The organism is Ferrovibrio sp. (assembly GCF_965278975.1).
Taxonomy (GTDB): domain Bacteria; phylum Pseudomonadota; class Alphaproteobacteria; order Ferrovibrionales; family Ferrovibrionaceae; genus Ferrovibrio.
In genome coordinates this window covers 3090592-3114564 of sequence record NZ_OZ257126.1, presented here as the reverse complement: position 1 = coordinate 3114564, position 23973 = coordinate 3090592, and the positions used below count along the sequence as shown (strand labels likewise).

22 protein-coding genes are annotated in these 23973 nt (G+C 64.8%); 18 read left to right on the top strand and 4 right to left on the bottom strand.

Annotated elements, in window-relative coordinates:
* Positions 1-20: 20 nt before the first annotated feature.
* The 10 genes from ispG to ACQY7X_RS14775 all read left to right on the top strand — a co-directional run bounded on the left by ispG (position 21) and on the right by ACQY7X_RS14775 (position 11280).
* Positions 21-1154: a flavodoxin-dependent (E)-4-hydroxy-3-methylbut-2-enyl-diphosphate synthase gene (ispG, locus tag ACQY7X_RS14820; protein WP_428246187.1), complete on the top strand. Its 1134-nt coding sequence runs from the start codon at positions 21-23 to the stop codon at positions 1152-1154.
* A gap of 31 nt (positions 1155-1185) precedes the next feature.
* Positions 1186-2430: a histidine--tRNA ligase gene (gene hisS, locus ACQY7X_RS14815; protein ID WP_428246186.1), complete on the top strand. Its 1245-nt coding sequence runs from the start codon at positions 1186-1188 to the stop codon at positions 2428-2430.
* A gap of 6 nt (positions 2431-2436) precedes the next feature.
* Positions 2437-3522 carry a peptide chain release factor 1 gene (gene prfA, locus ACQY7X_RS14810; RefSeq protein ID WP_428246185.1) on the top strand — a complete coding sequence of 362 codons (1086 nt, stop codon included), beginning with the start codon at positions 2437-2439 and terminating at the stop codon, positions 3520-3522.
* On the top strand, positions 3519-4388 hold the full coding sequence (gene prmC / locus ACQY7X_RS14805; protein ID WP_428246184.1) for a peptide chain release factor N(5)-glutamine methyltransferase: 870 nt from the start codon (positions 3519-3521) through the stop codon (positions 4386-4388). The genes prfA and prmC overlap by 4 nt, the downstream gene beginning before the upstream one ends.
* 348 nt (positions 4389-4736) lie before the next feature.
* Entirely contained in the window at positions 4737-5258 is a 522-nt protein-coding gene (locus ACQY7X_RS14800) for a DUF4167 domain-containing protein (protein ID WP_428246183.1), read from the top strand.
* 236 nt (positions 5259-5494) lie between these two features.
* Positions 5495-6844, top strand: coding sequence for a flagellar hook protein FlgE (locus ACQY7X_RS14795; RefSeq protein ID WP_428246182.1), 1350 nt, complete (start codon positions 5495-5497; stop codon positions 6842-6844).
* A 55-nt stretch (positions 6845-6899) separates the two neighbouring features.
* Complete coding sequence (gene flgK / locus ACQY7X_RS14790; protein ID WP_428246181.1) at positions 6900-8354, top strand: flagellar hook-associated protein FlgK; 1455 nt, start codon at positions 6900-6902, stop codon at positions 8352-8354.
* A 2-nt stretch (positions 8355-8356) separates the two neighbouring features.
* Positions 8357-9397, top strand: a complete 1041-nt coding sequence (locus tag ACQY7X_RS14785) for a flagellin (RefSeq protein ID WP_428246180.1) — start codon at positions 8357-8359, stop codon at positions 9395-9397.
* Between the two features lie 76 nt (positions 9398-9473).
* Positions 9474-10856 carry a cysteine--tRNA ligase gene (cysS, locus tag ACQY7X_RS14780; RefSeq protein ID WP_428246179.1) on the top strand — a complete coding sequence of 461 codons (1383 nt, stop codon included), beginning with the start codon at positions 9474-9476 and terminating at the stop codon, positions 10854-10856.
* A gap of 10 nt (positions 10857-10866) precedes the next feature.
* Positions 10867-11280: a SufE family protein gene (locus ACQY7X_RS14775; RefSeq protein ID WP_428246178.1), complete on the top strand. Its 414-nt coding sequence runs from the start codon at positions 10867-10869 to the stop codon at positions 11278-11280.
* Between the two features lie 87 nt (positions 11281-11367).
* Here ACQY7X_RS14775 and ACQY7X_RS14770 read toward each other — a convergent pair whose 3' ends face one another.
* Complete coding sequence (locus ACQY7X_RS14770; RefSeq protein ID WP_428246177.1) at positions 11368-11823, bottom strand: iron-sulfur cluster assembly scaffold protein; 456 nt, start codon at positions 11821-11823, stop codon at positions 11368-11370.
* A gap of 115 nt (positions 11824-11938) precedes the next feature.
* Here ACQY7X_RS14770 and hisI point away from each other — a divergent pair, with 115 nt between their 5' ends.
* The 5 genes from hisI to ACQY7X_RS14745 all read left to right on the top strand — a co-directional run bounded on the left by hisI (position 11939) and on the right by ACQY7X_RS14745 (position 17064).
* The gene (gene hisI, locus ACQY7X_RS14765) at positions 11939-12400 is read left to right on the top strand and encodes a phosphoribosyl-AMP cyclohydrolase (protein ID WP_428246176.1); all 462 of its coding nucleotides are present in this window, start codon (positions 11939-11941) and stop codon (positions 12398-12400) included.
* A 128-nt stretch (positions 12401-12528) separates the two neighbouring features.
* Positions 12529-14025 carry a hypothetical protein gene (locus ACQY7X_RS14760; protein WP_428246175.1) on the top strand — a complete coding sequence of 499 codons (1497 nt, stop codon included), beginning with the start codon at positions 12529-12531 and terminating at the stop codon, positions 14023-14025.
* Positions 14026-14134: 109 nt separating this feature from the next.
* Entirely contained in the window at positions 14135-14716 is a 582-nt protein-coding gene (locus tag ACQY7X_RS14755; RefSeq protein ID WP_428246174.1) for a hypothetical protein, read from the top strand.
* A complete protein-coding gene (locus tag ACQY7X_RS14750) occupies positions 14716-16248 on the top strand; it encodes a hypothetical protein (RefSeq protein ID WP_428246173.1) in 1533 nt (510 codons plus the stop codon). Before ACQY7X_RS14755 ends, ACQY7X_RS14750 begins: the two co-directional genes overlap by 1 nt.
* A gap of 210 nt (positions 16249-16458) precedes the next feature.
* Positions 16459-17064 (top strand): superoxide dismutase, encoded by a 606-nt coding sequence (locus tag ACQY7X_RS14745; protein WP_428246172.1) that lies wholly within the window; start codon positions 16459-16461, stop codon positions 17062-17064.
* Positions 17065-17136: 72 nt separating this feature from the next.
* On the opposite strand, the gene phbB is transcribed toward ACQY7X_RS14745, so the two are convergent.
* From phbB to ACQY7X_RS14730, 3 genes are all read right to left on the bottom strand, one after another.
* The gene (gene phbB, locus ACQY7X_RS14740) at positions 17137-17859 is read right to left on the bottom strand and encodes an acetoacetyl-CoA reductase (protein WP_428246171.1); all 723 of its coding nucleotides are present in this window, start codon (positions 17857-17859) and stop codon (positions 17137-17139) included.
* Between the two features lie 91 nt (positions 17860-17950).
* The gene (locus tag ACQY7X_RS14735; protein WP_428246170.1) at positions 17951-19126 is read right to left on the bottom strand and encodes an acetyl-CoA C-acetyltransferase; all 1176 of its coding nucleotides are present in this window, start codon (positions 19124-19126) and stop codon (positions 17951-17953) included.
* A 142-nt stretch (positions 19127-19268) separates the two neighbouring features.
* Entirely contained in the window at positions 19269-20294 is a 1026-nt protein-coding gene (locus ACQY7X_RS14730) for an alpha/beta fold hydrolase (RefSeq protein WP_428246169.1), read from the bottom strand.
* 583 nt (positions 20295-20877) lie between these two features.
* Between ACQY7X_RS14730 and phaR the strand changes: the two genes are divergently transcribed.
* From phaR to ACQY7X_RS14715, 3 genes are read left to right on the top strand one after another with little or no spacing between them, the layout of a single operon-like run.
* Positions 20878-21504: a polyhydroxyalkanoate synthesis repressor PhaR gene (gene phaR / locus ACQY7X_RS14725; protein WP_428246168.1), complete on the top strand. Its 627-nt coding sequence runs from the start codon at positions 20878-20880 to the stop codon at positions 21502-21504.
* A 30-nt stretch (positions 21505-21534) separates the two neighbouring features.
* Positions 21535-23412, top strand: a complete 1878-nt coding sequence (locus ACQY7X_RS14720; RefSeq protein ID WP_428246167.1) for an adenylate/guanylate cyclase domain-containing protein — start codon at positions 21535-21537, stop codon at positions 23410-23412.
* A gap of 23 nt (positions 23413-23435) precedes the next feature.
* On the top strand, positions 23436-23933 hold the full coding sequence (locus ACQY7X_RS14715) for a hypothetical protein (protein ID WP_428246166.1): 498 nt from the start codon (positions 23436-23438) through the stop codon (positions 23931-23933).
* The last annotated feature ends 40 nt before the right edge of the window (positions 23934-23973 follow it).

The following is a 23973-nucleotide window of genomic DNA, read 5'->3' as shown; positions in this document are numbered from 1 at the left end:
AGCGCCATGTTACGCCCATCATGAGCATCCGCCCCTATCGCGATATCCAGCGGCGCAAGTCGCGGCAGATTTTCGTCGGCAAGGTGCCGGTGGGCGGCGACGCGCCGATCACCGTGCAGACCATGACCAACACGCTGACCAGCGACGTCAAGGCAACGGTGGAACAGATCCGGCGCTGCGAGGAAGCCGGTGTCGATATCGTGCGCGTGTCCTGCCCCGACGAAGCCTCGACGGCGGCGCTGAAGGAAATCGTGCGCCAGGCCCGGGTGCCGATCGTTGCCGACATCCATTTCCACTACAAGCGCGCCATCGAGGCGGCCCAGGCTGGTGCTGCCTGTCTGCGCATCAACCCGGGCAATATCGGCTCGGCCGAGCGCGTGCGCGAAGTGGTGAAGGCGGCCAAGGACCATGGCTGCTCCATGCGCATCGGCGTCAATGCCGGCTCGCTGGAAAAGCACCTGCTGGAAAAATATGGCGAGCCCTGCCCGGAAGCCATGGTGGAAAGCGCCATGGACCATGCGCGCATCCTGGAAGACCATGACTTCCGCGAATTCAAGATCAGCGTGAAGGCTTCCGACGTATTCCTCGCCGTGGCCGCCTATCAGGGCCTGGCCGAGGCCTGCGACTACCCGCTGCATATCGGCATCACCGAAGCCGGCGGCCAGCGCATCGGCACGGTGAAATCCTCCATTGGGCTTGGCATGCTGCTGTGGTCCGGCATCGGCGATACGCTCCGCGTCTCGCTCTCTGCGGCGCCGGAGGAGGAAGTGCGCGTCGGCTTCGACATGCTGAAGTCGATGAACCTGCGCCATCGCGGCGTCAACGTGATTTCCTGCCCGTCCTGCGCACGGCAGCAATTCGATGTGATCCAGACCGTGGAACTGCTTGAGAAGCGCCTGGCGCATATCACCACGCCGATGACGCTGAGCGTGATCGGCTGCGTGGTGAACGGCCCCGGCGAAGCGCGCGAGACCGATATCGGCTTCACCGGCGGCGGCAAGGGCTCGCATCAGGTCTATCTCGCCGGCCAGCCGGCGCACCGGCTGCAGAACGAAGATATCGTGCAGCATCTTGTGCGCCTGGTTGAGGCCAAGGCGCGCGAGATCGAGGCCGCGAAGGCCGACAAGGACACGGCAGCCGACGCTGCCGATTAGCGATCAATCCGTTTTACCCAAGGAGCGACCCGTGGCCCAGTTCCAGCCCGTGCGCGGCACCCATGATCTACTGCCCGATGACTATGCCCGCTTCCGCAGCGTAGTGGACACCGCGCGGCTTGCGGCCAGCCTTTATGGCTATCGCGAAATGGCAACGCCGATCTTCGAATTCACCGATGTGTTTGCCCGTTCGATGGGCGAGACTTCGGATGCCGTGTCGAAGGAGATGTATGCCATCAACGACCGCGGCGGCGAGAACCTGGCGCTGCGCCCGGAATACACTGCCGGCATCTGTCGCGCCTTCATCTCCAACGGCCAGCAGCAGAATGTTCCGTTCAAGGCTTTCGCCTGGGGCCCGATGTTCCGCTACGAACGGCCGCAGAAGGGCCGCCAGCGCCAGTTCCACCAGATCGACGTGGAAGTGATCGGTTCGCCTGAACCGCAGGCCGATGTGGAAGTGATCACGCTGGGCGCCGATATCCTGCGCCGTCTCGGCATCCTGGATAAATGCACCCTGCTGCTCAACACGCTGGGCGACCCGGAAAGCCGGGCTGCCTATCGCGACGCTTTGGTGGCGTATTTCTCCCAGCACAAGGCCAGCCTGTCGGAAGACAGCCTGAAGCGCCTGGAGAAGAACCCGCTGCGCATCCTCGATTCCAAGGATGAAGGCGACCGCAAGCTGGTGGCCAATGCGCCGCTGATCGATGATTTCCTCACGCCCGCTGCGGCCAATTTCTTTGCCGCCGTGAAGCAGGGCCTTACTTTGGCCGGCGTGCCGTTCCAGGTCGATCCGCGCCTGGTGCGCGGCCTGGATTACTACACCCACACGGCGTTCGAATTCGTCACCACGCATCTCGGCGCCCAGGGCGCGGTGATTGCCGGTGGCCGCTATGATGGCCTGATCCAGCAGCTTGGCGGCCAGCCAACGCCCGGCATCGGCTGGGCCGGCGGCATCGAGCGCCTGGTGCTGTTGAGCGATCCACAGGTCGCCGCCACCGAGGCCGTTGCCATCGTGCCGATCGGCGAGCCGGCGGAAGCCGCCGCCGTGGCGCTGGCAACCGAATTGCGCGCGGCGAATATCGCCGTGGAACTTGGCTACAAGGGCAATGTGGGCAAGCGCATGAAGCGCGCCGACAAGCTTGGCTGCCGCTTCGCCGTGATCTTCGGCGATGACGAACTGGCCAAGGGCGTGGTGAAGCTGAAGGACCTCAAGGCCGGCAGCGAAACCGAAGTGGCGCGCGGCGACCTGGCGGCACACCTGCAGCAACGCGGGTGAAATAACATGGACCTGCCCGCCCTGCCCGAGGCCAAACTCGACAAGGTGCTTGACCGTTTCGACCGGCTGCAATCCGAGATGGCCTCGGGCAGCGCCGGCGAGGCTTTCGTCAAGCTGTCGAAGGAATATGCCGAGCTGGAGCCGCTGGTGGAGGGTATCCGCCATTGGCAAGCCAAGCGCGCCGAACTCGCCGACCTCGCGGCGATGAAGGATGACGCAACAGCCGATGCCGAGATGCGCGACCTGGCCGAGGCCGAGTGGAAGGAAGCCCAGGCGGCGATGCCGGAAATCGAGCGCGGCCTGCTGATCCTGCTGCTGCCGAAGGACGCGGCGGATGAGAAGAACGCCATACTCGAAGTGCGCGCCGGCACCGGCGGCGACGAAGCGGCCTTGTTCGCCGCCGAACTGTTCGCCATGTATCGCGGCTATGCGGCGCAGAAGGGCTGGCGCTTCGAGGTGATGAACATCGCCGACACCGAACTCGGCGGCGTGCGCGAGGCCGTGGCAGAGATTTCCGGCCGTGGCGTCTATGCCCGGCTGAAATTCGAAAGCGGCGTGCATCGCGTGCAGCGCGTGCCGGCGACGGAAGCCTCAGGCCGTATCCATACCTCGGCCGCCACCGTGGCGGTGCTGCCGGAAGCCGAGGACGTGGATATCCAGATCAACGAAAGCGATCTGCGCATCGATGTCTACCGCTCCTCGGGTGCCGGCGGCCAGCATGTCAACACCACGGACTCGGCGGTGCGCATCACGCATCTGCCCACCGGCATCGTGGTGGCACAGCAGACCGAGCGCAGCCAGCATAAGAACAAGGCGCAGGCGATGAAGCTGCTGCGCGCCAAGCTGTATGAGACCGAGCGCGACAAGCTGGCCTCGGCGCGTGCGGCGGACCGCAAGGGCCAGGTCGGCTCCGGCGACCGCTCGGAACGCATCCGCACCTACAATTTCCCGCAAGGCCGCGTCACCGACCACCGCATCAACCTGACGCTCTACAAGATCGAGCAGATCGTGACCGGCGAGGCGCTGGACGAAGTGGTGGAGGCGCTGATCGCCGAGGACCAGGCCGGGCGGCTCGCCGCCCTCAACGATTGACCCGGATAGATACAGCCCTGCGCGACGCCACGGCGGCGCTGAAGGCCGCCGGCTGCGACAGCCCGAGGCTTGATGCCGTGCTGCTGCTGGCGGAGGCGACCGGGCTTTCGCCAGACCGCGTGCGCATCGAGACCGATACCAAAATCGCACCGGAAGCGGCGGCACGCTTCGCCGCCTTGCTTGAGCGCCGCATTGGGCGCCAGCCGATGGCGCAGATCCTGGGCCGGCGCGAATTCTGGAGCCTGACTTTCAGCGTCACGCCTGATGTGCTCGATCCACGGCCCGATAGCGAGACCCTGGTGGCCGCCGTGCTGGCGCGTGTGCCGGATCGTCAGGCCAAGCTGCGGCTGCTGGATTTCGGCACCGGCTCGGGCTGCCTGCTGCTGAGCCTGCTGCACGAACTGCCGCAGGCCAGCGGTCTCGGCATCGACCGCTCGGCTGCGGCGCTTGCGGTGGCGCGCCGCAATGCGGCCAGCCTGCAACTCGATCACCGCGCCGCTTTCCAGCCGGGCGACTGGGGCGCTGGCCTCGCTGGCCCGTTCGATATCGTGATCAGCAACCCCCCATATATAGAGTCTGCCGCGCTTGCCGCGCTGGAACCGGAAGTCGCCCGCCATGAACCGCCTGGCGCGCTGGATGGCGGCGCGGATGGCCTGGAAGCCTATCGCCGGCTGATCCCCGATGCCGCGCGGCTGCTGCAACCCGCCAGCCTGCTGAACCCTGGCGGCCTGGTGGCGCTGGAAATCGGCCAGGGCCAGGAAGCGGCCGTAGCGGCCCTGCTGGAACAGGCTGGGTTCGGCGCCGTGGCCCTGGAAGCCGATCTGGGCGGTACGATTCGCGCCCTGCTGGCCCGCAAGTCCCGATAAAAAAGCCCAATTTGGCTATTGGCAGGTTGCCCGGAGCCGCTTATCTTGGCTGCCAGGGGTGGTGCTGCCCCCCGGGAATGATCCTTCGACATGAACCAGCGTACTGGTATCAGCCGGCCAATTGGTTAAGCCAAGCCGGTCGGAGAAGGAACGATAATCTCGGCAGCGCCACCGCCCTCTCGATACAGACTCCTAAGGCCTAACCCGCCCTGGTATCGAAGCCCCCGCCGGCAATCCGCGCCTGATCCGCGCGGTCTGGCGGATGTATCGAAAGGCCGACCATGCCGCCGATGCGACCTGGCTGCCAAAGCAGCAACGCCCTATGCGATCCAGAGCGAGATGAACCCTGTGAATAAAAATCGTCAACGCGGTGGCCGTCCCCAAGGCCGTCGTCCCCATGGTGGTGGCGGCGGCGGCGGTGGCAACAACGGCGGCATGAATAGCAACAATGCGCACCGCAATTTCGACAGCAACGGCCCGGACGTAAAGATCCGCGGCACGGCCAGCCATATCTTCGAACGCTATTGCCAGCTCGCCCGCGACGCCAATTCCTCCGGCGACCGTGTGCAGGCGGAGAGCTTCCTGCAGCATGCGGAACACTATTACCGCATCATGCTGGCCCAGGGCGTGGCCCCGGCGCAGCGTGCGGCCAATGCCGCCAATGGCGCACCGCAGAACGGTAACGGCAATGGCAACGGCAACGGCCAGCCGCATCCGCAGCAGCAACAGCCCCAGGCCGGCGGCGCCCCCTTCTCGGAAGGCGAGCCGCAGCCGAGCCTGGAAATGGAACTGGAGCAGGTGCTGGAAACCAGCGCCCAGCCCGGCAGCCGGGCTGAAACCGAGGAACGCGAGGACGCACCGTCGCACTAAGCCCGACGGCACGCGTATATAGAGTCCATGAAAGCCGCCGGCGCCCTGCCGGCGGCTTTTTTCATGCCCGGCAAAACCTGCCGTGGCCTCCCGGCGGCCTGCCGCGCGGCAAATTCTGCCTAGCCGGCTCCGCGAAAAATATTAAGTAAAATCAACATATTGAGCCATAAAAATGGCTTGGCACGGGGCTTGCTATTACTAGGCCAAACCGTACTACCCGCTGCCTGGAGGCAACAATGACGATCAGTGGCGCTTTGCAAACCGCGATTACCGGCCTGAACGGCCAGTCGACCGCGATTGGCTTCATCTCCGACAACGTCGCCAACGCGACCACCAACGGCTACAAGAAGGTGGAATCGCGCTTCGCCACGCTGGTCACCCAGTCCTCCGCCCAGGCCAACACCCACTCGCCGGGCGGCGCGCTGAACTCGCCGTTCTTCGCCAACAACGCCCAGGGCGCCATCCAGCAGGTGAATTCCACCACCTCCGTGGCGGTCTCCGGCCAGGGCTTCATCCCGGTATCGAAGAAAACCGGCATCGACGCGAATACCGGCCTGCCGACCTTCGAAACCACCTCCTACTTCACCCGCGTGGGTGACTTCATCCAGAACGAGGATGGCTACCTGGTCAATTCCTCGGGCTACTTCCTGCGCGGCTTCGCCATCACCGAAGATCCCACCACCGGCGCGCTGACCACGTCCGCGACGCCGACCGAGGTGCGCGTCTCCAACCTGCTCGACAGCCCGGTGGCCACCACCTCGGTGGAATACTCGGCCAACCTGCCTTCCAACGTGCTGGATGCCACGGGCGCGCTGCCGGCCAACCTTCCGACCAGCTCGATCCAGGTGTTCGACGCGCTCGGCAATGCCCAGACGCTGGAACTGGACTGGACCCGCACCGCCAACAACAGCTGGGACCTGACCGTCAACGCCGTCAACTCGACGCCGGCGACCTACGGCCCGATCACCGTGACTTTCGGCGGCACCATCGGCGCCACCACGGTCACGCCCGGCACCATCTCCGACATGACCACCGCTGACGGCAACATCACCCTGGTGGCCCCGGCCGCCGTGGGCGACAACGCCAACTTCACCCTGGCGATGGATTTCGGCTCCGGCGCCCAGGCGGTTGCCATCGACTTCGGTTCCTATGGCGAAACCATCGGCACCACGCAGTTCGCCGGCACCACCCTGAGCCTGAACGACTTCAGCCAGAACGGCGTGCCGCGCGGCAACTTCAAGAGCCTGGCGATCGACAATAACGGCCAGGTCTCGGTGACCTTCGACAACGGCAACGTGAAGCCCTTCTACCAGCTTCAGCTCGCCAAGTTCCGCGATCCGACCGAGCTTGACCGCGTGGATGGCAACGCCTTCCTCGAAACCCCCGGTTCCGGTTCGCCGGTGCTGACCCAGGTGGGCGGTTCCGGCGTCGGCAGCCTGGTCTCCGCCGCCATCGAACAGTCCAACGTCGATATCGCGGAGGAATTCTCCAAGATGATCGTTGCCCAGCGCGCCTACTCGGCCAATGCCCGCCTGATCACGGTGGCCGACGAATTGCTGCAAGAAACGATCAATATCCGCCGCTAATCCCGCGCCCGGGGCGGCCCAGAACGGGCCGCCCGGCTAAGGAAGGATTTTCACCATGTCGCTCACCGCCGCCCTGTCCTCTTCTGTCGCCGCTCTTGGCACCCTGCAGCAGCAGACCCGTCTGCTGTCGGCCAACGTTGCCAACGCGCAGAACCCGGACTACACCCGCAAGGTGGCGACGCTGACGACGCCGGCCATCGACGGCCTGCCCGGTTCGCCGCTGATCGCGCAGATCAGCCGCATCGCGGCGCCCGAGGTGCAGCAGGATCTCTATTCCGCCCAGGCCGATTACGGCCGCACCTCGACCCAGAAAACACTGACCGCCGACCTGGCGGAAATCCTCGACGCCACCGTCACCACCGGCGACCAGCCGGCGCTGGCCCGTTTGCTGTCGCAGTTCGAGGAAGCCTGGAAGAACCTGGAAGCCAATCCGGAAAACTCCGACCTCGCCAACGAGGTGATCCGCCGTGGCCAGGATGTGGCCGTGCGCATCAACCAGCTCAATGCCAAGCAGACCCAACTCCGCACCCGTGCCGATGATGCGGTGCAGACCTCGATCAACACGCTGAACGATGCTTCCGTGCAGATCCAGAAGCTGAACGTGCAGATCGCTTCGACGCTCGGCTCGGGCCAGCCGACCGGCGACCTGGAAGATCTGCGCGACAAGGAAGTGGCCCGCATCGCTGAACTGGTCAGCATCCGCACGTTGACCAACGACCGTGGTGAAATGACGGTCTACACCGAAGCCGGCGTGCAGATCACCGGCACCATCGCGCAGCAATTCACCTACACCCCCTCTTCCACCGGCTCGGCCGGCACCATCACCTATCAGGGTGCCACCACGTCGCTGAATGGCGGTTTCCTCAATGGTTCGATCCGCGCCGCGCTGGATTATCTCGATCCCAGCACGGCGGCGGTCGGCTCCAGCGACCCCAATCTCGGCACGCTGGCCAAATATGTGAACCAGCTCGACTCGATCGCCTACAACCTGGTGACCATCGTCAACAACGCCTACAACGCCGCCGAAGCCGCCATCCCGGCACCGGTGCCGCCGGAAGGCACAGACTTCTTCACCTTCGGCGGCCTGACCAGCGAGGAAGCCCAGGGCATCGCGGTGAACCCGAACCTGCTGAACGGCACCGAAAGCCTGAAAGTGCTGGCGGCCGGCGATGTGCAGCAGGCGATGCGCAACACCCAGATCACCGCTACCGACATCAACCGCCTTGGCGCCGAGGGCAATGGCCTGACGACCGGCAACCTCACCATCTTCGGCCTGGTTGACAACGTGCTGGCCTATCACGCGCGCAACGCCGATGTGAACGCACAGAATGCCGACAGCGCCGAGCAGATCCAGCACACGATGGATCAGAAGCTGCGCAACCTCACCGGCGTCGATATCGACACCGAACTCGCCAATCTGCAGATCCTGCAAAACAATTATGCCGCAATGGCCAACGTGCTGAACAACATCACCCAGATGTTCGACACGCTGGTCAATATCGGGAGGTAATCATGGTCGCGATCACCGGCTCCACCCAGTTCGCCCGCATCCTTGACCAGACGCGCCTGATTCGGAACCTGAACCAGCAGCTGACCAATCAGCAGTCGCAGCTCTCCTCTGGCCGCATCCTCGGCGGCTTGGTGGGCGTGTCGACACGCGCCCAGGAACTCGGCGACCTCAAGGCGGAATTGCAGACCGCCAATTCCTACAAGAGCGCCATCACCACGGCGCAGAACCGCGTGCGGCTCTATTCCATTACCATGGAGCAGCTGATCGACGTGGCGACCGAGGCGCAGGATCTGATGATCAAGAACCGCGACTCGTTCTTCGCCACGACTTCGGCACCGACGGCGCAGGTCAACGTGCTGCTCGATCGCGTCGGCACCTTCCTGCAGACCAAGGACAGCGAGCGCTACCTGTTCGCCGGGCGCAACTATGGCACCAATCCGGTGCTGGCACCGCTTTCCAACGTTGTCGCCGACAGCCCGGCCGGTGCCGTGCCGCCGGCGCTCACGGTGTCGAACGAAGGCAGCGGCGTGGGCGGCCAGCCGCTATGGCTCAACGTCACCAACACCGACGAACTGGACAACTACTATTTCGACACGACCGGCACCAACGGCGCACCGGAAGATAACTTCATCTCGGTCTATGCCGACGACAACGAGCGGGTGCAGTATGGCATCAGCGCCACCGATCCCGGCATCCAGCAGCTCGTTGACTCGCTGACCCGGTTCCGCTCGGCGATCCAGGATATCTCGGACCCGGTGCTCTATGCCCAGCGCGTGGATGATGCCCTGGCCTCGCTGCGCACCTCGCTGCAGAGCCTGAAGACCACGGCCTCGACCAACGGCCATACCGAGCAGCGCCTGGGCGAATTGCAGGCCCGCCATGACCGTTCGCTTGATGTGCTGAAAACCCGCATCGGCAGCATCGAGGATGCCGACCCGGCCGAGACCGCCACCCTGATCAAGGCGTTGCAGACCTCGCTGGAAGCCACCTACACCATCACGCGCGACACCCTGCAGCTCTCGCTGGTTAATTACCTGCGGTAAGCAGGGGTCAATTACCTGCGGTAAGCTGGCGGCTGGATAGTTGCACTGGCACGCCATAGCCCTATATTCCGGGGCCATGGCGATCCAGATTTACAATACCCTCAGCCGCCGCAAGGAGGCCTTCACCCCGCTCGATCCGAACCGGGTGACGATGTATGTCTGCGGCCCGACGGTCTACAACTTCGCCCATATCGGCAATGCCCGCCCCGCCGTGGCCTTCGATGTGCTCTACCGCCTGCTGCAGCGGCAGTATCCTGCCGTGGTCTATGTCCGCAACGTCACCGACGTGGACGACAAGATCAACAACGCCGCCAAGGCCGAGGGCGTGCCGATCAGCACCATCACCGAACGCTACCTTGCCGCCTACCATGCCGACATGGGTGCGCTGGGCGTGCTGCCGCCGGTGATCGAGCCGAAGGTGACGCAGCATATCGCCGCCATCATCGCCATGGTCGAGCGGCTGATCGGCAATGGCCATGCCTATGCCAAGGACGGCCATGTGCTGTTCAACGTGCCGAGCTTCAAGGAATATGGCGCATTGTCGCGCCGCGACCGCGATGAGCTGATTGCCGGCGCCCGCGTTGACGTGGCGCCCTACAAACAGGACCCTGCCGACTTCGTGCTGTGGAAGCCCTCGGCACCTGACCTGCCGGGCTGGGACAGCCCCTGGGGCCGTGGCCGCCCTGGCTGGCATATCGAATGCTCGGCGATGATCGACCAGAATCTCGGTTCCGGCCCGATCGACATCCATGGCGGCGGGCATGACCTGATCTTCCCGCACCATGAGAATGAGATCGCGCAAAGCACCTGCGCCAACAAAGGCACGCTGGGCGGCCAGCCCTTCGCGCGCTACTGGCTGCATAACGGCTTCGTCAATGTCGATGCCGAGAAGATGTCGAAGTCGCTCGGCAACGTGCTGCTGGTGCGCGACCTGATCGGCATCGCGCCCGGCGAAGCGATCCGCCTGGTGCTGCTCTCGGCGCATTACCGCCAGCCGCTGGACTGGGGCGAGGCCGGGATGCGCGAAGCCAAGGCGCAGCTCGACCGGCTTTACCGCGCGCTGGATGGCCTGAAGGATGTGACTGCCGCCGATGTTGCAGCACCTGCGGCGTTCATCGAAGCATTGTCGGACGACCTCAATACGCCGAAGGCGCTGGCCGAACTGCATGCCCTGGCCAATGCCGCCAACAAGGCCACCGATACGGCCGAGCGTGCGCGATTGAAGGGCGAGTTGCTGGCCGCCGGCTGGCTGCTCGGCCTGTTGCAGCAGGAACCGGCGGCTTGGCTGCAAGGCGGCGATGCTGGTGAAGCAGCCGAGATCGAAGCCGCGATTGCCGCGCGCAAGGCAGCGCGCGCCGCCAAGGATTGGGCGATGAGCGACCGCATCCGCGACGAATGGGCGGCGCGCGGCATCCTGCTTGAAGACAAGGGCGGCGAAACCACATGGCGGCGCGCTTGAAATGTCGGAAATGCCTGACATCAAGGCGGCGCAGGAAGAAATCGTCGACGACTTCTCGCTGTTCGACGACTGGATGGACCGCTACCGCTACCTGATCGATCTCGGCCGCGCACTGCCGCCCTACCCGGACGACCTGCGCACCGATGAATGGCGCGTGAAAGGCTGCATCAACCGCGCCTGGCTGCATGGCGCAGCACGCGACGGCCATGTCTATTACCAGGCCAGCAGCGAAAGCGAGATCGTCGCCGGCCTGATCGCGCTGCTGCTCAAGGTCTATTCCGGCCGCACGCCGCGCGAGATCATCGACAACCCGCCGGATTTCCTTGAGCGCATCGGCGTGTGGGAGAACATCACCTCCAACCGCATCAACGGCCTCAAGGGCATGATCAACCTGATCCAGACCGTCGCCAGGGCAGCGGCCTAAAGCGGCACCAGACCCGCGGATCAAGTCCTCGGGTGACGATCAACCAAATCGTCATGCCCGGGCTCGACCCGGGCATCTCCCGCAGGATCAGCCAGCCTGGCGCCGGGCCTCGATCTGGTCGATGGCCTTCACGGTGGCTTCGAAAGGCAGCAGCACGGCATTGTGGCGCGCCTTGTGATCACGCACCGGGGTGAGCACTTCCAGGTCGGCGAATTCGCCACCGGCGAATTCGGCGTCCGGGGCCGGGCCGCCCTCTTTCAGCATCGCCCGCATCCGCGCCAACAACTGGCGCAGTGTGGCGGCATCCTGGCCCACCACATGCTGGCCGAAAATCGAGGCCGAAGCCTGGCCCAGGGCGCAGGCCCGCACCAGCTGGCCGTAGCCGACCACCCGGTCGCCCTCCATCTTGAGGTCCACGGTGATGCGGCTGCCACAGAGCGGGCTTTGCTGGGTCACCGTGGCATCGGGTTCGGGCAGGCGCTCGGTCTGGCCGATATGTGCCGCGAATCCAAGGATTTTCTCGTTATACAGGGCATTCAGCATGGGGCGGTCCGGAACCCTTCCTGGGGTGCGGGTTGAACACCGGGGGTCTGAACGATATATAACGGCCCAATTCCCCAGGACAACTGGTCCTGGACATCCGTCAGGAGAGAGAACCGTGTTTGCCAAGCGCATCAGCATCGAGCAGGTCGAAGAGGGCAACGAACTGGCCCCCAAATTCGACGCCGAGGGCTTGCTGCCCTGCGTCACCACCGCCGCCGATACCGGCGAGGTGCTGATGCTCGGCTACATGAACGAGGAAGCCCTGAAGCGCACCATCGCCACCGGCGAGGCGCATTACTACAGCCGCAGCCGCAAGGTGCTGTGGCACAAGGGCGCCACTTCCGGCTTGGTGCAGCAGGTGGTGGAACTGCGCATTGATGATGACCAGGATGCCGTGTGGCTGCGCGTGCGCATCCCGGGCGATGCCAGCTGCCATGTCGGCTACCGCTCCTGCTTCTACCGCTCGGTGCCCACTGGGAATGGTGAAGCCCCGGTGGCGCTGACCTTCGAGGAGAAGGAAAAGACCTTCGACCCGAAGGCGGTCTACGGCGACGCGCCGAACCCGACAATACTGTGATTTCCTGCTGATACGGCCAATTTCACCGGGTTATAACTGCTAAATTTCGCTAATACGCGTGTATTGGCACTGGTGGTTGCATAAACTCGGTATAGGCTGACCATGATCCAAGGGTCATAGTCAGCCAAATGAGTCATTCAGACCAGAAATCCCTACTCGATCGCCTGGGCGAAATGCTGTTCGGCGAGGATGATGCGCTGGCAGACCGGGCCGCTGCGCAGCCAACCCGCCTGCCGCCACGGCCGGGGGTGACCGCTCCAGCAAATGTGGAAGTGCAGCAGGCCAAGCCAGCCAGTGTAAAAGTGCCAGCCGGCACCATGCAGCTTATCGGTCTGGATGGACTGAAGCAGAAGCTGGGCGAGGCCTGGACGGCCAGCGCCGACCGTGTGTCGAATATCGTCGATAATGTACTGCGCCGGCGGTTGGACATCACCGATGTTCATTACCGGGTCAACAGTGATACCTACCTGATATTGTTCACCCGGCTGGACCGCCGCGCCGCCGGCTTCAAGGCCAAGGTGATCGCCGACGAGATCGAAAGGCTGGTACTGGGGGAAGTACCGCCGGGCAGCGGCATCACTGTTCTGTCGGCTGTGGCCGAAGTGGATCGCGGCATCATCCTGGAGAAGATTCATAGCCTACCCGAACTGGTGCAGTATGTGCGCGACATGGCAGAGGCCGAGGCCCTGCATCCGCGGGCGGCGAGTCCGATGCCCGGCGATGTGCTCCTGTTCGACAACGAACCCGCCCCATCCCTCACCAGCGATCAGCCGGCGGCAAGGTCTGCCCCGGTGGTGACCGGCGCCGGCCCCGATCTTGCCGATCTCGACCAGCCACTGCTCGGCCTATTCCAGCAAAAGACCCTGGCCGCCTTTCTCAAGGAATGTCGCGCAGGCTTCTATCCCGCCTACAGCATCAAGCGACACTCGTTTTCGCCATACATGGCCTGCGCCATTCACGAGCCAAGCCATCAACTGGCGCATCTGGTGAATGATCCGCTGGTGGAAGGCGCCGAGGAACTGCCGTTCCAGATTGATCGCTATGTACTGACCTCCAGTTTGCTCGGCCTGCACCGCATGCTGAACAATGGCGGCCGGGGCATCGTTGTGGCCAATGTGGGTTTCGACACTCTGGCTGGCTCCCGCCATCGCGAGGTCTATTTCGCCCGCCTGCGCGAAATCCCGGCGGCCGTAGCCAAGTATCTCGGCTTCGCCTTGCGCGACATCCCGGCCGGCACGCCGAGCAGCCGGGTGGCCGAGATCCTGGCCTATCTACAACCCTTCGGCTCCACCCGTATTCTGCATGTGGCGACCGATTTCCGGCTTGTCGATCTTTATTGCGAAACCGGCTGCCATGCTTTCTCCACCAGCCTGGCCTTCGGTGACATCGATCCTGCCCGGCGCCATGCCGCGCTGAGCACCTTCACCAAGCGGGCACACCTGCACAATCTCGAAAGCGTCTTGACCGATGTCGACGGCCAGGAAGACGTTACCATGGGCACTGCCGCAGGCTTTACCTATCTGGTGGGCAAGGCCGTTGCCGGCCTGGTGGAAACGCCCGGCCTGGTCAGCGGCACGGGACACAGCGTGCCTCACGCCAGTGCCATGCAACTGGCGGAAAAGTGACGCCGTTTTATGGCAATTTTACCTGCCTTTCGCACTGCACAATATTAGACTTCAAACCGAAGTTATGGCGTGGTTCCGCCTGGGAGCCCGCCCCTACGGGACAATCATCTTGCACCGCTATTGCCGCCTGCTCCTGGTGCTGCTCGCGCCGCTGGCCACCGCCTGCGCGCTGGAGGATACCGTGCCGCCTGCGGCTACGGCCTCGGCACCGCGCGCTGTCGCGAACAGCAGCAACGAGCCGGCCCTGCCGCTCAACCCCGATGCCTCTGCGGAAGCAAAATTGACCCAGCAATACGCCAATGCGCTGGTGAACCAGCTCAATGTCGAGCGCGAGCAGCGCCGCCGCGATCTGGCCGAGATGAAGCGCCGCGCCCAGACCGAGCGCCGCCTCGCCGAATTGAACCGCCGCAAGCAGCCGCTTGAACGGCGCCAACAGACCGCCGCAGCAGTGGCGACCAAGCCCGCGCTGCCACAGGCGCTGGCTATCGCTCCCGCCGTGACATTGCCGGCCCAGATTCCGGCAAAGGTGCAGGCCCAAATCCAGATACCGCAGCCGGCCGCCGACATGCCGGAATTCGAATCCGCCGCCAGCATCCCGCTGCCGAAGCCACTGCGGCCCGCCCGCAATGACGGCACGCGCAACCAGCCCGAACCGGTATTGTTCGATCCGGAAAGCCGCAAGGGCGGCTGATGCCCGCCCGGGATTCCGCATCGGCGGCAAGCCGGCTGGCGATCTTCCGCCAGCCGATCCTGTGGCTTACCCTGCTCTATCTCGCCTTCGAACTCGGCTTCTCGGCCCGGCTGCTCGATGTTTCCAGCGGCACCGTGTCGCCGGAGATGCTGAAGGATGTCGAGCATATTGGCCGCAGCCTCTCGGGCCTCGCCCTGGCGCTGGCCTTGCTGCCTTTGCTGCTCAACCGCACGGGCCTGACCTGGCGTAACAAGCTCGGCGGCACGCTGCTGCTTACCCTCTTCTGCATCGGCGGCATGTTCTGGTTCCAGAGCTGGCTGGTGCGCGAACTGACCGAAGAGCTGGATGCGCGCGACCGCCGCAACGCGGTGTTTCTCTCGCTCGCCGCCGTAGCCTTGAGCAATGGCGAGATGCGCGTGGCGCGGCTCGATCTCGGGCCGGAAGGCAGCAGTTCGCCTTCCGCCAAAGCATTCGTCGCCGCTTTTCCGGCACTGGCACTGACCAAGCCGGATCTGGAGCAAGACGCCTTGAGCGTGATGCGGCAATTGCTCCGCCGGCGCATCACGGAAGCCTGCGAGCCGGGTATGCAGGGTTGCTTCGGTACGGCGGCGGATTTTCACGACATGGTATGGCTGCCGCTGTATCTGCGGATGGTGGAGAATTATGCCCGCTACAGTGACGGCGCCCAGGCCTATCACGCCGCGCGGCGCCTGATCCCGGAACGCCAGGAAGCTGCCTGGCGCGAATACCTTGCCAGCCGCAGGATAAGGCAAGGCAGTGCCGCCGAGCGCGCTGCCATCGACCTCGCCGTGCGCAACCGCGTCGAGCTGGAAGCCGACCGTGCGGCGCAAAGCATCATGCGCGACAGTTTCGGCGCCGATCTGCCGCTGAACCTGGTGCGGTTCGAGGATTTTTTCCGCCACCCGGCGATCCAGGCCCGCATGCGCGCCCTGCTGCCACAGCCGTTCCAGGCACTGTCGGTGTCGCTGCCGGTGCTGCCGGCGGTGGCCGATGAGGATGAAGTGCGCCGCCGGGTGTTCGAGCCGCTGCTGCAGCCGCTGATCGAGGCGCAGATGGAGCCACTGCTGGCGCCGCTGGCCGATTACGAGGATGAAGGCCGGCTCGGCGAGCGTGGCCGCGAGGCAGCCGAGCGCGTCATCGTGCCGCCGATCGCGCTTGGCTTCTCGCTGGCCGGCGGCCTCGGGCATCTGTTCAAGCTCGGCTTCCTGCTGCTCACCATCGCCTTTCCACAGCGGCGCGGCCAGCCGACCTGGCGCTCCGCCATGCCGCGTGCGGCCCTGATGGGTTCTGGCGTGGCACTGCTGGTGACAGTGACGCTGCTACAGCCCAACAGCGTGGCGGAAAGTCCGGCCTATCCGGTGCTGCATCGCTATGCCACCGAACGCTTCACCGCCACCGGTGCCGCCACGATTGAATGGATCATCCGCATGCAGGCCTATGCCTATCCGTGCAACGAGGCGATCCGCCGTCACCTGCTGTTCGGCCTGAATTACGGCTACCAGCCGGCCTAAAGCGTGTCATACGGGTGTAAGGGGCGGCTTCTCACCCGGGCCGCGCTGGCAACGGCCGCTTCAAGGGCAGGAACCGGCAATTTTCATCCCTGGAACGGTTTCATCCCACGGCCAGCGCGTTATCTTCCCCCTCGCCGCCAGACCTTCCCTCTGGACAAAACGACTGGCCCTCTGGACCAGACGACTGGCACAAAAATAAAGGACGGAACCATGACTGCCCCATTCTCGATGAAGCCCCTTCCCTATGCCGATGACGCGCTGAGCCCGGTGGTGAACGCCGGCACGATCGGTTTTCACTACGGCAAGCACCACACCACCTACCTCAACAACCTGAACAAGTTCGCCGCCGAAGACGCGTCCCTGCAGGGCAAGAGCCTGGAGCAGATCATCAAGGATAGCGCCGGCAAGGCCGACAAGGTGGCGGTGTTCAACAACGCCGCCCAGGTCTGGAATCATGATTTCTACTGGGATTCGCTGGCGCCCAAGGCCGGCGGCAAGCCCACGGGCCGCATTGCCGACCTGATCAAGGACAGCTTCGGCGACTATGACAAGTTCAAGGCCGATTTCGCCGCTGCCGCCATCGGCCAGTTCGGCTCCGGCTGGGCCTGGCTGTGCTTCGAGAACGGCAAGCTGACCATCCGCAAGACGCCGAATGCCGAAACCCCGCTGACGGTCGCCGGCGTGAAGCCGCTGCTCACCATCGACGTGTGGGAGCATGCCTATTATCTCGACTGGCAGAACCGCCGCCCGGATTACGCCAATGCGGTGATCGACCAGTTGCTGAACTGGAGCTTCGCCGAGAAGAACCTCGGCTGATCCGGCATCAGTGCCAAAACAAAAGCGGCGGCCTCACGGCCGCCGCTTCTTTTTTGTCCGGTTGAAACCGGCTCAGTACATATGCTGGCCGCCGTTGATGCTGAGCGTGGAGCCGGTGATGAAGCCGCCTTCATCGGCCACCAGGAACAGCACGCCGCGGGCGATTTCATCGGCGCGGCCGAGGCGGCCGACCGGAATCTTGGCGACGATCTTTTCCAGCACGTTGGCCGGCACGGCGGCAACCATGTCGGTATCGATATAGCCCGGCGCGATGGCGTTTACGGTGATGCCGCGCGCCGCGCCCTCCTGCGCCAACGCCTTGGTGAAGCCATGGATGCCGGACTTGGCGGCAGCATAGTTCACCTGGCCATACTGGCCGGCCTGGCCGTTGATCGAGCCGATATTGACGATGCGGCCGAAACCGCGCTCGCGCATGCCGTCGATGGTGGCACGGCACATGTTGAAGCAGCCGCCCAGGTTGGTGTCGATCACTTCCTGCCATTGCGGCTCGCTCATGCGGTGCATGGTGCCGTCCCGCGTGATGCCGGCATTGTTGACCACGATATCGACCGGGCCCAGCTCGCGCTCCACCTTCTTCACGCCTTCGGCGCAGGCGGTGTAATCAGCCACGCTCCACTTGTAGGCCTTGATGCCGGTCTCGGCTTCGAAAGCGCGCGCCTTCTCCTCGTTGCCGGCATAATTGGCGGCAACCTTGTAACCCGACTGATGCAGCAGTTTGGAAATCGCGGCCCCGATGCCTCGGGTACCACCGGTAACGATTGCAACGCGCGACATGATGAGCCTCCTCGGTTTTTTTATGTGTCGCCTATACTGACGTACTGAAACGAAAACGGCGCGGGGTTGATCCCGCGCCGCCTAGTTCTGATCAATCGCGCTCGACGCACATGGCGATGCCCATGCCGCCACCGATACACAGGGTGGCGAGACCCTTCTTGGCATCGCGGCGCTGCATTTCATACAGCAGCGTCACCAGCACGCGGGCGCCGGAAGCGCCGATCGGGTGGCCGATGGCGATGGCGCCGCCATTCACGTTCACCTTGTCGGTATCCCAGCCGAGTTCCTTGTTCACGGCGCAGGCCTGGGCGGCGAAGGCTTCGTTGGCTTCCACCAGATCGAGGTCCTTGTGGCTCCAGCCGGCCTTCTTCAGCGCCGCACGGCTGGCCGGGATCGGGCCGGTACCCATGATCTTCGGATCGACGCCAGACTGCGCCCAGCTGACGATGCGGGCCAGCGGCTTGATGCCGCGCTTGCTGGCTTCCTCGGCGCTCATCAGCACCACGGCGGCGGCGCCGTCATTGATGCCGGAAGCATTGGCGGCGGTCACAGAGCCATCCTTGGCGAAGGCCGGGCGCAGGCTCTTCATGGCATCGATGGTGGCGCCGTGGCGGATATACTCGTCCTGATCAACGATGGTGTCGCCCTTGCGGCCCTTGATCGTCACCGGCACGATCTCGTCCTTGAAGCGGCCAGCCTTCTGCGCCGCTTCGGCCTTGTTCTGGCTCTTCACCGCGAACTCGTCCTGCTGTTCGCGGGTGATCTGGAACTGCATCGCCACATTCTCGGCGGTCTGGCCCATATGGTAGCCGTTGAAGGCATCCCACAGGCCGTCCTTGATCATCGTGTCGATGAAGCCGAGATCGCCCATCTTGTGGCCGGCGCGGAGATAGGCGGCATGGGGCGCCTGGCTCATGCTTTCCTGGCCGCCGGCAACCACCACCGAGCTGTCGCCGTTCTTGATCGCCTGGAAACCGAGCGCCACGGCGCGCAGGCCGGAGCCGCACAGCATGTTGACGTTCCAGGCCGGCACTTCATTCGGCAGGCCGGCATTGATCGAGGCCTGGCGGGCCGGATTCTGGCCCTGCGCGGCGGTGAGGATCTGGCCCATGATGACTTCGGAGACATCGGCCGGGGCCACGCCGGCGCGCTTCAGGGCGCCATCGATAGCCACCTGGCCGAGGTAATGCGCCGGCACGCCGCTCAAGCTTCCGTTGAACGAGCCTACCGGGGTGCGCGCTGCGGCGGCGATGACGATATCGGTCATGGGACTTCCTCCTGATCCGTCGAAAAAGTTGTGTTGCTTGTGCGAACGATACCGGGGGAGAGCGCCGCGCGGCAAGGGCCGGGCGGGCATGGGATCGTTTGCATACCTTAGACTTAGGGCGATCCCGCGTTGCGGGGAAGTATCAGGCCCAGTCGCGCAGCCACTCGGCCAGCGGCTGCCACAGGCCGGATTCGGCGCGCGGCCCCACCACCATGCCGATATGGCCGCTGGGGGCATCATGCCGCCAGGCGCCCGGCAGGGCGTGGAACAAGGCCTCCGCCGAGGGCTTCGGCACCAGCTTGTCACGCTCGGGCAGTACCACCAGGGCCGGCTTGCGCCAGCGCGCCGGCTGCATCACCTCGCCGCCGACCCGCCATTCGCCGCGCGCCGGGCTATTGGCGCCATACCAGCCTTCCAGGCATTCCCGCGCCACGCCATTGGCCAGCGGGATGCCGTCATTCAGCCAGTCTTCCATGGCGACGAAACGCTGCGCCGCTTCGCTTTCCGGGTCGGTGCGGGTGAAGCCGGTGAATTTGCGCAGCACGGTGAGCGGATCGAGCGCCCAGAAGAAGGCTTGCAGCATGTCCACCGCCATCGGCTCCGGCTGCGCCCCAGCCTCCGGCTCTGGCGGCGCAAGCTGTGGCGCCAGTTGCTGCACCAGGGCAGCCTGATGTGCGCCGCCGGCATGGAAATCCCATGGCGTCGCCAGCAGGGCCAGGCCGGAAACATCATCCGCATGGCGGAGCGCCGCCGCCAGCGCCAGATTGCCGCCCATGCAATAGCCAAGCAGCGCCGCCGGAGCACCATCCTGCGCGGCGCGGGCGGCAGCCAGGGCGCGGCCGAGCCGGGCGACATAGGCGGTGAGATCGAAATGCAGTTCTTCCGGCCCGGGTGCTGCCCAGTCGAGCAGCAGCGGCCGCAGCCCCTGGGCCGCCAGATAGCGCACCAGACTCTGGCCCGGGGCAAGATCGAGCACGTAATGCCGGTTGACCAGCGAGGGCGCCAGCAGCACAGCCTTGCCCCGCGCCTCGCCGCCATAATCGAGCAGCCGCGTGGTGCCTTCCGCCCAGATCACCGGCGGATCGGGCAGATCGCGGCGATAGGCGTGGTCGCGATAGGCCCCGATGCCGAGCGCCATGCGGCCCAGGCGGCTGGTCGCCTCCTGCACCAGGGCATCCAGGAAAAGCTCAGGCGGGACTTGTTTTAGGCTTTCGCGGAGCGCGTCGTGCAGCGGGTTTTGCTGCGGATTCCAGGGCGCCGAGCCGTTTTTCGCACTCGGCCAGGCGGCGATTGAGCTCAGCAAGATCAGGTTGGCCGTGGCCAGATGCAGCGGCAGCGGGCGCGGACCCGGCCGTTGGCCCAGGCGCGGACCCTGGCGCAGGCCTTGCCGTGGTTCCGGGGGCTGTATTGGGGGGTGGGACCGGGCCGCCGCCATGCAGACCTACCTGACCCATCTTGTGCCACATCGCCATCCACATGCCGGAGAGTTCCGCCAGTTTCGGGTCGGTGGCGATGAGGCTGGCCTGTTCCTGCCACAGGTCGAGGAAACGCTTGGCGAGTGCGCCAGCGTCGGCCTGGGTGTCAGAAGGACCATCCGCTTTGTCATCCATGGCCAGAGTATAGCCGAGCCTACCCTCGCCGCCAGCTTTTCCGCACCGCACCCCTGGGGCGTCCCCTGGCTCTTGCGCTGCAACGTAAATACGAGTGATATATGTGATGTCAGGGTGGATAATCAGCGGAGCAACGCAAACGTGGCGACCAGCGATAACCAGAATGCGGCCTCCGGCGCGGCCCCTGCGATCAAGATCAAGAAATACGCCAACCGCCGGCTCTACAACACCGCCACCTCCTCGTATGTGACGCTGGAGAACCTGTGCCAGATGGTGAAGGACGGCCAGGATTTCGTGGTCGAGGATGCCAAGACCGGCGAGGACATCACCCGCTCCGTCCTTACCCAGATCATCTTCGAGGAAGAAGGCAAGACCGGGCAGAACCTGCTGCCCATCGGTTTCCTGCGCCGCCTGATCTCGTTCTACGGCGACAGCCTGCAAAGCCTGGTGCCGAGCTATCTTGATGTCTCGATGGCCTCGTTCCAGCGCAACCAGGAGCACATGCGGCAATACATGGCCGAAGCCTTCGGCGAAATGTTTCCGTTCCGCAACCTGGAAGAAATGGGCCGCCAGAACATCGCCATGTTCCAGCGCGCCATGACCATGTTCAATCCCTTCGGCCTGCCCGATAGCAACGCCACCGAAGGCAAGCCGACGACGCCGCCTGCCGCTGCCGGCGGCCCGGCGCCCACGGATGCCGAAATGCTGCAGCGCCAGCTCGAAGAACTGCGCAAGCAGGTGGAAGCACTGGCGCGCAACAAGACGTAAAAAAGCTCCGGTTTAATGTCCCCTCTCAGATTGACCCAACTGCGCCCGAGCATTGTTCAGGCGCTGGTACTGGGTATCGGCCTGCTCATGACCCTGGCCGGCGTTGCCTATGGCATCGCCATGCTGTCGGGCCGCGCCAATACCGTGGAGTTGCTGCGCGACCGCAACCAGCGCATCATCGAACGTTCGGTGGAGCGCATCCGCGGCAAGCTGGAGCCGGTGCGCCAGCATCTTGAAGGCCTGCGCGACCGCATTGAGCATGGCGGGCTTTCGATCGATGATCCGAAGCGTGTCGGCGATTATCTGACGGCGATGCTCGACGGCGTGCCGCAGCTCGATGCTGTCGGCGTGGTGAAGAAGGACTTGAGCGCCACACGGGCCGCCCGCATCAACGGCCGGGTGTATGTACTGCAGGACAGCCTGCTCGGCGTGCCGGGTACGGCCGAGCGCATGCGCAGCGGCGAGCAGATGGTGGAGGCGCTCCGCGCCAAGGGCCAGACCACCAAGCTGCTGCTCTGGGGCGATCTGATCTGGGAGCAGGAATTGCGCCAGGCGCTGGTGAACCTGCGCGCCCCGCTGCTGGTGCAGGGCGAATTCGCCGGTGGCATGGCGGCGCTGGTTTCGCTCGGTTCGCTGTCCCGCGCGCTGAAGGAAGATGCCGAAGGCAATAGCTGGCGGGATGGCGAAGGCCAGAGTTTCATCCTCTATGACGACAATTATGTGCTGGCCCATGCCAGCCTGATGACCGACGAATACTTCCTCTCCTACGAGAAACCGCTGCCTTTCCTGGAGGAAATCCACGATCCGGTGCTGCACCGGATCTGGAGCGGGCGTAAGGACAGCCTGCTGGCGCGTTCGATGATGCGGGATCAGGACGCGCATCTGGTGGAAGCCGAGGGCCGCACCTGGATTTTCCTTTACCAGAAGCTGGAAGGCTATGGCGAGCGGCCCTGGCTGGTCGGGCGCTACTTCCCGTTCGATGAAATCGAGAACGAAGTGCGGCGCCTGCAATTCGCCAGTGCCATCGGTGGCGTCACCCTGGTGCTGTCGCTGCTGATCGCCTGGCGCCTGGGCCGCATTATCGGCCGCCCGGTGCGCGAACTGGCCGCTGCCGCGCATCGTCTGCAAGCCCTGGAATTCGATGGGCCGCTGCTGCAACGCCAGCGCCTGCGCGAACTGGACGAAGCCGCCCAGGCGGTCAATGCCGCCACTGCGGCATTGAACTGGTTCGGCCATTATGTGCCGCGCCGTCTGGTCAGCCGCCTGATGCGCGAGGGCGAGGATGCGGTCAACCTCTCGAAGCAGCGCGAGGTGACGGTGATGTTCACCGATATCGTCGGCTTCACCTCCCTGGCCGAACACCTGAGCGCGCCGGAAGTAGCCGAACTGCTGAACCACCATTTTGCCCTGCTGGCCGGCCATATCGAAGCCGATGGCGGCGTGATCGACAAGTTCATTGGCGATTCCGTGATGGCGGTGTGGGGTGCGATCAAGCGCGACGAGGACCATGCCAAGCATGCCTGCCGAGCCGTGCTGAGCGCGGCTGCCGCGCTGGCCGAGGATAACCACCGCCGCCGCGAGGCCGGGCTGCCGGCGCTGCGCATCCGTGTCGGCCTGCATTCCGGCCCCGTGGTGGTGGGTAATATCGGCGCGCCGGGCCGCATCAACTACACCGTGGTAGGCGACACGGTGAATATCGCCCAGCGCCTGGAGCAACTGGGCCGCGAGCATATGTCGGCAGAGGATGACGTGGTGGTGCTGGCCAGCCAGGCTACCGTGGCCCTGGCCGGGCTGGAAACCCTGCCGCCGGAGATCGGCAGCATTGCCGTAAAGGGCCGCGCCGCCGAGGTGGAGATTTACCTCCTGGCAGCGGTTCCCGCCTTGCCACCGGAGGGTGGCGCCTCTTAACCGGCTTTTAAGACTTGCAGGGCATGAGTCAGGCTGTGAGCAGCAGCGTGATCATCACCCCTCCGCCCGGCCCCAGAGCCGATGCCGTCGAGCCGCGCAACCGGCGCGCCAACGACGCGGCGGACCGCGCTGCCGAACGCCATAGCACCGCCCCGCGGACAGATTTCGCCGCCGCCGCCAGCGAGGCCGGTTCTGGCCAGCAGGCCGACCGGAAGGCCGCCGAAGCCCTGGCCGAGCGCCGCGCCGAAGCCGCCGAGGCCGGCATCCCGAAACTGCGCCGCCGCACCGATGCCGGCGGCCCGCCCGCCCCCGGCATCGAATTGCCGGCCCATCTGGAGCGCCGCCGCGCCTGGCGCGAGGCCAAGGGCCTGAACACCTTCCACGCCCAGAATCTGGCCCAGGCCGAGGAAACCCCGCCCGACAGCGAGACACGAAAGACCGCCACGCTGGCCTACCGGGAGAATAGCGGGCGCGGCAAGCTGGATATCGACCTTGCGCAGAAGTTCAGCCTAACCGTATAAAACACGGTCGATTTCACAGCACCTGAGTGGTTGTTTTCCC